Source organism: Vibrio sp. V23_P3S9T160 (assembly GCF_963886625.1).
GTDB classification, from domain to species: Bacteria; Pseudomonadota; Gammaproteobacteria; order Enterobacterales; family Vibrionaceae; genus Vibrio; species Vibrio anguillarum.
The window spans coordinates 1-12,952 of the sequence record NZ_CAWPDB010000184.1 but is presented as its reverse complement, the minus strand read 5'-3'; the positions used below and the strand labels follow the sequence as shown (position 1 = coordinate 12,952).

General features: G+C 44.3%; 10 protein-coding genes. 5 read left to right on the top strand and 5 right to left on the bottom strand.

Going from position 1 to position 12,952, the window contains the following annotated elements; translation table 11 throughout:
* Positions 1 to 260: 260 nt before the first annotated feature.
* Positions 261 to 2,486, top strand: a complete 2,226-nt coding sequence (locus AACU59_RS17450) for an NADP-dependent isocitrate dehydrogenase (protein WP_094145774.1) — start codon at positions 261 to 263, stop codon at positions 2,484 to 2,486.
* Positions 2,487 to 2,565: 79 nt separating this feature from the next.
* Here the strand turns inward: AACU59_RS17450 and cspD are convergent, their stop codons facing one another.
* Positions 2,566 to 2,787 carry a cold shock domain-containing protein CspD gene (gene cspD / locus AACU59_RS17445; RefSeq protein WP_013857087.1) on the bottom strand — a complete coding sequence of 74 codons (222 nt, stop codon included), beginning with the start codon at positions 2,785 to 2,787 and terminating at the stop codon, positions 2,566 to 2,568.
* Between the two features lie 473 nt (positions 2,788 to 3,260).
* Between cspD and clpS the strand changes: the two genes are divergently transcribed.
* Both clpS and clpA read left to right on the top strand, forming a co-directional pair.
* Entirely contained in the window at positions 3,261 to 3,581 is a 321-nt protein-coding gene (gene clpS / locus AACU59_RS17440; protein ID WP_010319243.1) for an ATP-dependent Clp protease adapter ClpS, read from the top strand.
* A gap of 42 nt (positions 3,582 to 3,623) precedes the next feature.
* Positions 3,624 to 5,894, top strand: a complete 2,271-nt coding sequence (gene clpA, locus AACU59_RS17435; protein WP_013857086.1) for an ATP-dependent Clp protease ATP-binding subunit ClpA — start codon at positions 3,624 to 3,626, stop codon at positions 5,892 to 5,894.
* Between the two features lie 142 nt (positions 5,895 to 6,036).
* On the opposite strand, the gene infA is transcribed toward clpA, so the two are convergent.
* The 3 genes from infA to aat form a co-directional block, all read right to left on the bottom strand.
* Positions 6,037 to 6,255: a translation initiation factor IF-1 gene (infA, locus tag AACU59_RS17430; protein WP_006075347.1), complete on the bottom strand. Its 219-nt coding sequence runs from the start codon at positions 6,253 to 6,255 to the stop codon at positions 6,037 to 6,039.
* Positions 6,256 to 6,336: 81 nt separating this feature from the next.
* Positions 6,337 to 7,035 carry an arginyltransferase gene (locus tag AACU59_RS17425; RefSeq protein WP_094145775.1) on the bottom strand — a complete coding sequence of 233 codons (699 nt, stop codon included), beginning with the start codon at positions 7,033 to 7,035 and terminating at the stop codon, positions 6,337 to 6,339.
* A gap of 2 nt (positions 7,036 to 7,037) precedes the next feature.
* Positions 7,038 to 7,754 (bottom strand): leucyl/phenylalanyl-tRNA--protein transferase, encoded by a 717-nt coding sequence (aat, locus tag AACU59_RS17420; protein ID WP_094145776.1) that lies wholly within the window; start codon positions 7,752 to 7,754, stop codon positions 7,038 to 7,040.
* Positions 7,755 to 7,959: 205 nt separating this feature from the next.
* On the opposite strand from aat, the gene aroA reads away from it, so the two are divergent.
* On the top strand, positions 7,960 to 9,240 hold the full coding sequence (aroA, locus tag AACU59_RS17415; protein ID WP_026027611.1) for a 3-phosphoshikimate 1-carboxyvinyltransferase: 1,281 nt from the start codon (positions 7,960 to 7,962) through the stop codon (positions 9,238 to 9,240).
* Between the two features lie 60 nt (positions 9,241 to 9,300).
* Here the strand turns inward: aroA and AACU59_RS17410 are convergent, their stop codons facing one another.
* Positions 9,301 to 9,552, bottom strand: coding sequence for a YciN family protein (locus AACU59_RS17410; protein WP_094145777.1), 252 nt, complete (start codon positions 9,550 to 9,552; stop codon positions 9,301 to 9,303).
* Positions 9,553 to 10,072: 520 nt separating this feature from the next.
* Here AACU59_RS17410 and topA point away from each other — a divergent pair.
* Entirely contained in the window at positions 10,073 to 12,703 is a 2,631-nt protein-coding gene (gene topA / locus AACU59_RS17405; protein WP_064625008.1) for a type I DNA topoisomerase, read from the top strand.
* Positions 12,704 to 12,952: the final 249 nt, after the last annotated feature.

Genomic DNA, 12,952 nt, shown 5'->3' with positions numbered 1-12,952 from the left:
AGATAATAGACTATTATCCTAGTTTTGTTTAATTATACTCAACCCATGCTATTTGGATTCAGTATCAATAAAGGGTTTGGGTGTATACGTATTTTCACTCAATGACTAAAATCGGATAACGCTCAACGACATTCGATTCAGTTTTTGAAAGAGTGACGCTATCGTGTTCAAGTCGCGAGGATGCTAACCCACTTGACACGGACAATCACACAGCGCTGTTTCATCCAATGGTGCTGCTAGAACAAATAGGGAAATTTTTCATGCCTACAGAAAAACCTACAATTATTTATACCATCACAGACGAAGCACCAGCACTGGCCACTTATTCTTTATTGCCGATTATCCAATCCTTTACCGCCTCGTCAGGCATTAGCGTTGAAACCCGCGATATTTCACTGGCTGCGCGTATCCTCGCCAGCTTCCCAGAACATTTAAAAGAAAATCAACGTGTAAGTGATGCGCTTGCCGAATTAGGTGAACTGGCGACCAAACCAGAAGCGAATATTATTAAACTGCCTAACGTTTCTGCATCGGTCCCACAATTGAAAGCCGCGATTAAAGAGTTGCAGGAAAAAGGTTACGACCTACCAAATTATCCTGAAGAACCAAGTACCTACGAAGAAGAAGCGATTAAAGCGACTTACGATAAAATCAAAGGCAGTGCGGTTAACCCAGTGTTGCGTGAAGGAAACTCCGATCGCCGCGCACCATTATCAGTCAAGAATTATGCGAAGAAAAACCCACATTCAATGGGCGCATGGTCACCGCAATCCCGTTCACATGTTGCCAGCATGCAAGACAAAGATTTCTATGGAACAGAAAAGTCAGTCACCATTGAAGGTGACACTAAGGTCAAAATTGAGTTTGTCGGCCATGATGGCTCGACTAAAGTCTTAAAGAAAGAGTTTGCGCTGCTTGATAAAGAAATTATCGATGCTTCAGTTCTAAGCAAAAAAGCGTTAGTTGAGTTTTTCGAGCAACAAATCGCAGCAGCTAAACAGCAAGATGTGCTGCTTTCCTTGCACATGAAAGCAACCATGATGAAAGTGTCTGACCCAGTCATTTTCGGCCATGCCGTTAAAGTGTACTACAAAGACGTATTTGCGAAGTATGGCACGTTGTTTGACTCATTAGGTGTTGATGTCAACAATGGCCTAGGCGATGTTTACGCGAAAATTCAAGCATTGCCACAAGCACAAAAAGAAGAAATTGAAGCCGCGATTCAAGCGGTTTATAACACGCAACCACCGCTTGCTATGGTCGATTCTGACCGAGGTATTACTAACCTACATGTCCCGAGCGATATCATTGTTGATGCGTCAATGCCAGCAATGCTGCGCGCTTCTGGTCAAATGTGGGGGCCAGATGGCAAGCAACAAGACACCAAAGCACTGATCCCAGATCGCTGCTACGCTGGCGTTTATCAAGCGGTGATTGATTTTTGTAAAAAGCATGGCGCATTTGACCCAACAACGATGGGCAGTGTGCCAAACGTGGGCCTTATGGCGCAAAAAGCTGAAGAATATGGATCGCACGATAAAACCTTTATCCTCGATGCCGCGGGTTCGGTACGTGTTGTGGATACCTCCGGCAAAGTATTGCTAGAGCAAGCTGTTGAAGCTGGTGATATTTTCCGCATGTGCCAAGTGAAAGATGCACCGATCCAAGACTGGGTGAAACTGGCCGTGACTCGTGCCAGAGCTACTGGTGTTCCTGCGATTTTCTGGTTAGACGATCAGCGTGCGCATGACCGTGAATTGATCAAAAAAGTCAACGTCTACCTTGCTGATCATGATACGGCCGGCTTAGATATTCAGATCCTATCACCCGTTGAAGCGACTCAGTTCACACTTGAGCGTCTCAAAGCGGGTAAAGATACCATCTCAGTTACGGGTAACGTACTGCGTGATTACCTCACGGATCTATTCCCCATTCTTGAGCTCGGTACTTCGGCTAAAATGTTGTCGATTGTTCCCTTGATGAATGGCGGTGGCTTGTTTGAAACAGGTGCTGGTGGCTCTGCGCCAAAACACGTTCAGCAGGTTGAGAAAGAAAACCACTTGCGTTGGGATTCGTTAGGCGAGTTTTTGGCGCTGGCGGCGTCTTTGGAACATTTGAGTGTTGTCACTGGAAATGCGAAAGCGAAAGTACTAGCCGATGCGCTTGATAAAGCCACTGGTAAGTTCCTTGATCTCAATAAATCACCATCGCGCAGAGTTGGTGAGCTTGATAACCGTGGCAGTCACTACTATCTTGCAACCTATTGGGCTGAGGCCTTAGCAGAGCAGGCGGCGGATGCTGATTTAGCGGCGGAATTCGCACCGATTGCGAAACAGCTGCAAGAAAATGAACAGGTTATCGTCTCTGAGCTGAATCAGGCACAAGGTACTCCGGGTGATTTGGGTGGTTACTATGCGCCAGTGTTTGAAAAAGCATCAGCACTAATGCGTCCAAGCCAAACCTTGAACGCGATCATTGGCGCTTAACCTTCAGTTATTCACCTCTAAGCAATAAAAAAACCCGCCAGTTCGGCGGGTTTTTCATCAAATACACGTTTGGCAGCGATTATTTTGCAAGTTGACCTTCGATTGGAACAACAGCGCTAGCGTGATAACCTTTCGGCCCCTGTTCAATCTCGTAGGAAACTTGTTGGCCCGCTTTGAGTGTGCGGTAGCCTTCCATTTGAATGGTTGAATAGTGAGCAAAAATATCGGTATCCTCACCTTCTGGACAAATAAACCCAAATCCTTTGGCGTTGTTAAACCATTTTACTGTACCTGTAGCCATGCTTTACATCCCTCATTGCATTTTAGTTACTGATGTTGTTATCGAGAAACTTATCCTAAAAACGTTACCCGAATGTGAATATCAATTCAGCCGCTGCCAAATTTTTAGTCACTAATTGACCAATGTAGTCAATGATTCGGCGCAGTCAATAGGCAAAAGGTATGATACTCGACATATTTGCAAATAAATCACTTTTCAGGTTTACATTGTTGTAACGATTAAATAGGGCGTTAAGAATGAAATAGTTAAAGAAAGCAGTTGCTTTTGTTTTCTTTTTAATCAACTACGCCGTTGATAGTTCGGAATAGCAATGTTTTATTTGCAGCGATACAATTGCTGCATTAGTCTCTAAGTAAGGGTTGTTTTTCAACTGTGTCGGTAGCACTAATAACATTAATAGATTCCAACGACACAATGGTTACTGAGAGGCACACGGTTCCACTAGGTAGAGAAGCACTCTAAATACGGTCATCATGAGTAAACATTTTGAATGGGTGACTCCAGACTCAGATCTTCTGGAGAAAGAGAAGACAGCAATTAAACCACCAGCGATGTACAACGTAGTTCTTAATAACGATGACTACACGCCGATGGAGTTTGTGATTGAAATCCTTGAGCGATTCTTCTCGATGGATATCGACAAAGCAACACAGATAATGCTCAAGGTGCATTATGAAGGGAAAGCAATTTGTGGCACGTTCAGTGCCGAGATTGCAGAGACCAAAGTAGCTCAAGTTACTTTGTACTCAAGGGAAAATGAGCATCCACTGCTTTGTACTATGGAGCAAGCGTAGTCGCTTGCTGGAGCAACAAAGTGGTTCCTTAAGGAGGTACTTATGCTTAATAAAGAACTAGAGTCGAGTCTAAACGGCGCGTTCGCTCGAGCGCGAGACAAAAGACATGAATTCATGACCGTCGAGCACCTCCTACTTGCGTTATTAGAAAATGATGCAGCCAGAGAGGCCTTATTAGCCTGCCAAGCGGATTTGGATGCCTTACGCCAAGAGCTTGATATTTTTATTGATCAAACCACACCTCTTATTCCTGAAAGTGACGAAACACGTGAAACGCAACCTACATTGAGTTTTCAACGTGTGCTGCAACGTGCTGTATTTCATGTGCAATCCTCTGGCCGCAATGAAGTCACAGGGGCGAATGTACTGGTTGCAATCTTTAGTGAGCAGGAGTCACACGCGGCTTACCTACTGAAAAAAAATGACATCAGTCGCTTAGATATCGTCAACTACATTTCGCACGGCATCACTAAAGCTTCCAGCGCAAGTGATAATTCAGCCTCTTCCGACTCTTTTAGCAGCGAATCAGCTGATGAAGTCAGTTCTGATGAACGTTTGGAAAGCTTTGCCAGCAACCTCAACCAATTGGCAAAGCAAGGGTTGATTGATCCTCTAATTGGGCGTGATAAAGAGCTAGAACGAACCATTCAAGTGTTGTGTCGTCGCCGTAAAAATAATCCGCTGTTAGTGGGAGAAGCGGGAGTCGGTAAAACGGCGATTGCGGAAGGGCTAGCGTGGCGTATTGTGGAAGGTCAAGTGCCTGAAATCATTCAAAATAGCGTTATTTATTCACTGGATATTGGTTCATTGCTCGCTGGGACTAAGTATCGTGGCGATTTTGAAAAGCGTTTTAAAACCATTTTGAAACAGCTTGAAAAAGAGCAGGACGCGATTCTATTTATTGATGAAATTCATACCATTATCGGTGCGGGTGCCGCTTCTGGTGGTCAGGTGGATGCGGCTAACTTAATCAAACCTCTGCTTAGCAGCGGTAAATTGCGCTGCATCGGCTCAACGACTTATCAAGAGTACAACAACATCTTTGAAAAAGAGCGCGCGCTGGCTCGCCGTTTTCAAAAAATTGATGTGGTCGAGCCATCGTTGGATGACACCACTAAAATACTTATGGGTCTGAAAACAAAATATGAGGCGCACCATGATGTACGTTATACCAATAAAGCGTTACGTGCGGCCGTAGAGCTTTCTGCAAAATACATCAATGAACGTCATTTGCCAGATAAAGCGATTGATGTGATTGATGAAGCGGGAGCACGTTCAAGGTTGGCACCTGCAAGTCGCCGCAAGAAAACCGTTGGAGTGGCCGATATTGAAGCGATGGTTGCTAAAATGGCGCGTATTCCAGAAAAATCGGTCTCTTCTTCCGATAAAGACATTTTGCAGCACCTTGATAGAAAAATGAAAATGTTGGTATTTGGACAAGATGACGCTATCGATGTATTGAGTGAGGCGATCAAACTCTCACGCGCAGGCTTAGGTGCTGACAATAAACCGGTGGGCTCATTCTTGTTTGCAGGGCCAACAGGCGTGGGTAAAACAGAAGTGACAGTGCAGTTATCGAAGCTACTTGGCATTGAGCTGCTGCGTTTTGATATGTCTGAGTATGGTGAACGCCACTCAGTGAGTCGTTTAATTGGTGCTCCTCCTGGTTATGTTGGGTATGACCAAGGTGGCTTGCTAACTGATGCTGTGATTAAACATCCACATTCAGTAGTGCTACTTGATGAGATTGAGAAAGCGCACCCTGATATTTTCAACTTGCTACTTCAAGTCATGGATAACGGCACTTTAACGGATAACAATGGACGAAAAGCGGATTTCCGTAACATCATTTTGGTGATGACAACCAACGCAGGTGTTGCAGAGACAGTGAAAAAATCGATTGGTCTTATCCAACAAGACAATAGTTTTGATGCGATGTCAGAGATTAAGAAAGTATTCACACCCGAATTTCGTAACCGTTTAGATAACATCATCTGGTTTAATCGTTTGGATGAGCGTGTAATCCATCAAGTGGTTGATAAGTTTATTGTTGAACTACAAGCTCAACTCGATGCGAGAGGTGTATCGTTAGAGGTTTCTGAGGATGCTCGTCATTGGCTTGCTGTGAAAGGCTACGATATTGAGATGGGCGCTCGTCCGATGGGCCGCGTGATTCAGGATAAGCTGAAAAAGCCATTAGCGAATGAGTTGTTGTTTGGCTCGTTGGTCGATGGTGGCACAGTGAAAGTGGATTTAGATGGCGAAGAGCTTAAGTTTAAGTACATTGGTTCTCGTGAAGAAGCGGTTCACTAATCGGTAATCCCGATGCTTATCACCTAATAGCAAAAGCACGCTGAGGCGTGCTTTCTTCTATGCATTGCATTTAATCCAGTTCTATAAGTAACAAAAAACGGAGCATTTAGCTCCGTTTTTTGTTGCGTTCGAAAATCAGAGATTAACGAGCACGGAAGACGATGCGGCCTTTAGTTAGGTCGTATGGAGTCATCTCTACAGTTACTTTGTCACCAGTAAGAATACGAATGTAGTTCTTACGCATTTTACCAGAGATGTGAGCTGTTACTACGTGGCCGTTTTCTAGCTCAACACGGAACATTGTGTTTGGAAGAGTATCAAGGACAGTGCCTTGCATCTCAATTACGTCTTCTTTAGCCATTTAATCCTCTTTAGAAACTTGGCGATTTTTAACGGACGCATTCTGCCGCTAAAAGATAAATATGTAAAGTTGGGGCGTATTCTACCCTTGCCAACGTTGATTTACTAGCTTTTGATGGCGCTCAAAGCGTACTTTGTAGTTCATTGCTGGGCATTCATCAATTTGATAACCCAAATATAACCATTGTTTCTGTGTGGCTTGGCAATATTGCAGTTGAAATAAAACGCCAAGTGTTCCGAGTGACAGATCTGACTCTGGATCATAAAAGGTATAAAAGGCGCTGGCACTGTTTTGTAAAATATCCGTCACCGCAATCGCGACCAGTTGTCCATTTTGATAAATATGCAGGTATTGAGTATCTAGCCAACGACAAGCGGAAAAGGTTTCAAACTCCTGCTCGTTGGGAGGGTACATGCTGCCCTCTTTATGTCGCGCTTCAATATAGCGGGCATAGAGTGCAAACCAACCCGAATCCATGGTCGGTTTCAACTGCCACTGAAAAGCGTGTGCCTTTTTGAGTAACCGCTTTTGGCTGGTTGATAGCTTGACTTGGTCAACAAAAACACGCAATGCTTGGCAGGAGTTGCAATTGTCACAGTGAGGTTTGTAAATGGTATCCCCACTGCGTCGAAAACCATTTGCGAGTAGAATTTCATAATTCTCAGGCGATTGCATGACGGAGTCTAAAGTCACAGCGACACGTTCTTGCCTATCTTTTAAATAGCTACAAGGGTGGTTATTGGTTAAACCGATGCGTATTTGCTGTAAATCTGAGCTCATGGTTATCCTTCATTAGGCAAGGTGATCCACTGGGGTGTAAAGCAGCGCTCATCGACAGAGTTATCTCTAAAAGATAGCAATGATTTGAGAAAATCGTCGCGCTCTAATTCGAAAGCTCCCAATGATGCCAGATGCGGATTCATCACCTGACAATCAATCAACTGTCCACCGTGTGATTGAAAATGCTGGCAAAAATACCAAAGCGCAATTTTTGATGCATTGGCTTTGGTACTAAACATCGACTCACCGCAAAACATTTGGCCCATTTGTATGCCATAGAGTCCGCCGATCAATTTATCTTCCTGCCACACCTCAACCGAATGACAACGGCCAGAAGCCGCAAGGGCGAGGTAGGCGCTGCGCATCTCTTCATTTAGCCAAGTTTGATCTGCGGGTCTTACGTTGGCGCAACTTGTAATTACCTCTTTGGTTGCATGGTTAAGGCTTATTTTATATTGATGTTTTCGCTGGAATTTTTTAACGCTTTTAGCTGGAGAAAAAGTTTGTGGGTTAAACACAGCTCGCGGAGCGGGGCTCCACCAAAGAATAGGCTCTTGTGGGCCATACCAAGGAAAAATTCCGTGTCGATAAGCATTATAAATACGTTCTGGTTGTAAATCTCCACCAAACGCGAGCAGTCCATTTGGCTCTTCTAGCGCCTCATTAACGGAAGGAAAAGAGAAATCATCAAGCGCAAGTTGAGGAAGGTAAATAGTCATGTTCGATCCGATCTGGGTTAACAATCAAGATAAGGCCACGGAATGAGGATAGTAGGGATTTTTCAATAGTTTGCCAATCATTACTATCAGGCCATATTTGTACTGGAGTTCGCTTTTATTTTTAGATAGGCTGCAAGTACGAAGAATTTTCATTTTCCCAGAGCAAACAGGAGCTCTTTGGAAGATGCAAGGAAACACAACTCGAATGGAAAGCCTCACGTTACAACCAATAAAAAAAATTAATGGTCAAGTCAATTTACCCGGTTCCAAAAGTGTCTCAAACCGAGCGCTACTGCTTGCCGCTCTGGCAAGTGGTACGACTAAGCTAACGAACTTGTTAGACAGTGACGACATTCGCCACATGCTCAACGCACTAGCAAAACTTGGTGTGGAGTATCGTTTGTCAGACGACAAAACGGTGTGTGAGATAAAAGGTTTGGGTCGGCCTTTTAGCATCGAGCAATCCGTTGAGCTGTTTTTAGGTAATGCAGGGACGGCAATGCGTCCACTTGCGGCAGCATTAGTCCTTGGACAGGGTGAGTTCATTTTGACTGGTGAGCCGAGGATGAAAGAGCGTCCAATCGGTCATCTCGTTACGGCGTTACGTGAAGCGGGCGCTGATATTGAGTACCTTGAAAACGAAGACTTCCCGCCGTTAAAAATTACGGCAACCGGCCTTAAAGCTGGAACCGTGGCGATTGACGGTTCAATCTCGAGTCAATTTTTGACCGCCTTTTTAATGGCTGCGCCACTGTCTGATGGTGAAATGACGATAAACATCGTTGGTGACTTGGTCTCAAAGCCCTACATTGATATCACGTTACACATCATGGCGCAGTTTGGTGTAAAAGTGATCAACCATAACTACACTCAATTTGTGATCCCAGCTGGGCAATCGTATGTTTCTCCTGGGCAGTTTTTGGTGGAAGGGGATGCATCCTCTGCTTCTTACTTCCTCGCGGCGGCGGCTATCAAAGGTGGCGAAGTAAAAGTTACTGGTATTGGTAAAAACAGTATCCAAGGAGATATTCAATTTGCCGATGCGCTAGAAAAAATGGGCGCAGTCATCGAATGGGGGAATGATTATGTCATCGCTCGTCGTGGAGAGCTTAATGCGGTTGACCTCGATTTTAATCACATTCCTGATGCAGCTATGACCATTGCGACGACCGCATTATTTGCCAAAGGCACCACAGCCATTCGCAACGTATATAATTGGCGTGTTAAAGAAACCGATCGTTTAGCCGCAATGGCGACGGAGCTGCGTAAAGTGGGTGCAGAGGTTGAGGAAGGGGATGATTACATTATCATTACACCACCAACGTCATTACAGCATGCGGCAATCGACACTTATGACGATCATCGAATGGCGATGTGTTTTTCGCTGGTTGCACTGAGCGATACCGCAGTGACGATTAATGATCCTAAATGTACTTCGAAAACGTTTCCTGATTATTTTGAACAGCTTGCGCAACTAAGCCACTAGGCATTGAGCGTTTAAACCCAATAATGAAAAGCCTCGAATGAGGCTTTTTTTCATCAAGAATTACGATTGAACGAGAGTGAATTGCTTTGATAAATGCAAGGCAAGGTACTTGAACATGTTAAATACCGCAGTGGTATTAGGTGTTGGCAGCCCCTTGTCGTCTAAAAAGTAGTTGCCTTTAAAAACTAATACATCCTCTTTTTCTTCAACGCTATCGGCGCGCATGCCAACGATATAAGCGTCATGTTCTTGAATGATTTGGTTTGCAATAAGTAACAAATCAAATTCAGTAATAGATCGTTTTTCGCTCATCTTTTACGGTCCTATGAGTAGATGTGCGAGGATAGTGCCGTAAAAGGGTAGGTAATTTCAATGATTTCAAATAGAATTCGGCGCAAAATTCGATGGAGTGGATTCTCAAGCTTTGACCAAAGAGAGAAGTCATGTCTAAGCTTAGTCAAGAAAGCCGATTTTTTATGCAATGAGAATGTGTGACTTACGGCATATTTCATTGGATTTATTTCGCGAACTGATAATACTCACTTTAGTATGAGCGCCAAAGCACGTTTAGTAGAGTGCTGCAGCAATGAAAGTCAAGCTCACAAGCACAATAGGACTCGATTTTAAACTTCTCAATTTAGGTTGGAAGGCTGGCGGAGAATTGGCCACTGAGCTCTGGTTGCATTTTGACCAATTATTGAGTGGTTGAATTTTATTTTTAAAAAACATGTTGATCTTCTTGTTAACTGGCTCGATAGTAAAAAAAGAAGCAATAATTTAGAACGTCATGCGATTTACTTTCGCGTAATGATTAAGGGCATTTGAGTCAATTATGGGTAAATCACTCGTTATAGTGGAATCGCCAGCCAAGGCTAAAACGATCAATAAATATCTTGGTAAAGATTTTATTGTTAAGTCGAGCGTAGGGCATGTTCGTGATCTTCCAACCGCAGGTCAAAGTACCGCTAAAAAAGCAACGCCTAGTTCTTCTTCAAAGAACCTTAGCGCTGAAGAGAAAGCACGCTTGAAAAGCGAGAAAGACCGCAGTTCGTTAATTAAGAAGATGGGCATCGACCCTTATCACGGCTGGGAAGCGAATTACCAAATTTTGCCGGGTAAAGAAAAAGTAGTGGCGGAATTGCAAAAGCTTGCTAAAGATGCCGACTGCATTTATCTCGCAACCGATTTGGACCGCGAAGGAGAGGCCATCGCTTGGCACCTTCGTGAGATCATCGGTGGCGATGAACAGCGATACAAACGAGTTGTATTTAACGAAATTACTAAAAATGCAATCCAACAAGCCTTCCAAACACCGGGTGAATTGAATATCGACGGTGTAAACGCCCAACAAGCGCGTCGTTTCATGGACCGTGTGGTGGGTTTTATGGTCTCTCCATTACTTTGGAAAAAAGTGGCGCGTGGCTTGTCTGCGGGTCGCGTCCAATCGGTGGCGGTGAAATTACTTGTTGAGCGTGAGCGTGAAATTAACGCGTTTGTCCCTGAAGAGTTCTGGGATATCCATGCTGATACGAAAACGCAAGATAAAACGGATTTTCGTCTGTTGGTCGCGCAAAAAAATGATGTAGCGTTTAAGCCTGTCAACGAAGCGGAAGCTAAATCAGCGGTTTCGATTTTAGAAAAAGCTTCTTACGAAGTGTGTAAACGTGAAGATCGTCCAACCAGCAGTAAACCTTCCGCTCCTTTTATCACCTCGACGTTACAGCAAGCAGCCAGTACTCGCTTGGGTTACGGAGTGAAGAAAACGATGATGCTAGCTCAGCGCTTGTATGAGGCAGGTTACATCACTTATATGCGTACCGATTCAACCAACTTAAGTGCTGAAGCGGTTGAAGCGGTTCGCAGCTATATTGGTAGTGAGTTTGGACAAGCCTACTTACCTGAGAATCCGTTAGCTTATGGAAGTAAGCAGGGCGCTCAAGAAGCGCACGAAGCGATTCGTCCATCCAGCGTGGATGTGAAAGCCGATGATTTACAAGGTATGGAAGCGGATGCTCATAAGCTATACGCGCTAATCTGGAATCAGTTTGTTGCTTGCCAAATGACGCCAGCTCAATACGATTCGACCACTGTGAGCGTGAAAGCGGCAGAATTTACCCTTAAGGCGAAAGGTCGCATCCTTAAATTTGATGGTTGGACACGAGTTCAACGTCCAATGGGTAAGAATGAAGACCAAATTTTACCACCAGTGAAAGTGGGCGAAACGTTGTTATTGCAAACGTTAGATCCAAAACAACATTTCACTAAGCCACCGGCACGTTATACGGAAGCTGCGCTGGTAAAAGAGCTTGAAAAGCGTGGTATAGGCCGACCATCGACGTATGCTTCTATCATCTCTACGATTCAAGATCGCGGCTATGTGAAAGTGGATCAGCGACGTTTTTATGCTGAGAAAATGGGTGAAATCGTCACCGATCGTCTGGATGACAGTTTCAATGACTTGATGAACTATGACTTCACCGCGCGAATGGAAGAAAAGCTGGACCAAATTGCAGCAGGATCTGCAAATTGGAAAGGAGTCTTGGACGATTTCTTTAAAGATTTCACTGCAGATTTAGAAACGGCTGAACTGGATGAAGAACAAGGTGGTATGAAACCCAACCACATCGTGATGACCGACATTCAATGTCCGACATGTTCACGTCCAATGGGAATTCGTACAGCCTCTACAGGGGTGTTCCTCGGTTGTTCTGGTTATGCACTGCCGCCTAAAGAGCGTTGTAAAACCACCATTAACCTAGGTGACGAAGAAGGCGTCATCAATGTCTTGGAAGAAGATGTTGAAACGGCTGCACTGCGCGCTAAAAAACGTTGTCCTATCTGTGAAACGGCGATGGATGCGTACCTAATCGATGACACACGTAAAATGCATGTGTGCGGGAACAATCCGAACTGCGAAGGTTACGTTGTAGAATTCGGTGAGTTTAAAGTTAAAGGCTATGATGGCCCAGTTGTCGAGTGTGACAAGTGTGGGTCAAACATGGTACTGAAAAATGGCCGTTTTGGTAAGTACATGGATTGCACCAGCGATGACTGTAAAAATACGCGTAAGATCTTAAGAAGCGGCGAAGTTGCTCCACCAAAAGAAGATCCTATCCATTTCCCAGAATTGCCTTGTGAAAACTCGGATGCGTATTTTGTACTGCGTGATGGCGCTTCAGGTCTGTTTCTTGCGGCGAGCAATTTCCCTAAATCTCGCGAGACACGTGCGCCATTGGTTGAAGAATTGGCTCGTTTCAAAGAGCGCCTAGCACCAAAGTATCAATATTTAGCGGATGCGCCTACACATGATCCTGATGGTGTGGCGGCGGTTGTACGCTTTAGTCGTAAGTCAAAAGAACATTATGTACGCACTGAGATAGAGGGTAAACCCTCAGGTTGGACGGCGTTGTACGATAATGGGCGGTGGGAAATTACCGATAAGCGTAAAAACGCTAAAAAATAGCCTTTAATGTGATCAATGCGAAAAGGTAGCCTTCGGGCTACCTTTTTTTTGGCTGGAGTTTGAGCAAGTTCAACTATTCATACAATTCATAGTGAATCTATCGCCAATATTTTGACATTTGTCGAGTAAGACAGTAATGATGAACTATCCACAAGCGATACGAGGTATTGTCGGATGTTAAGAACCATTCTCATAAAACTAATCTATTCTGTCAGCACCTTGCTATCAGCTCATGCTACTTAATAACTG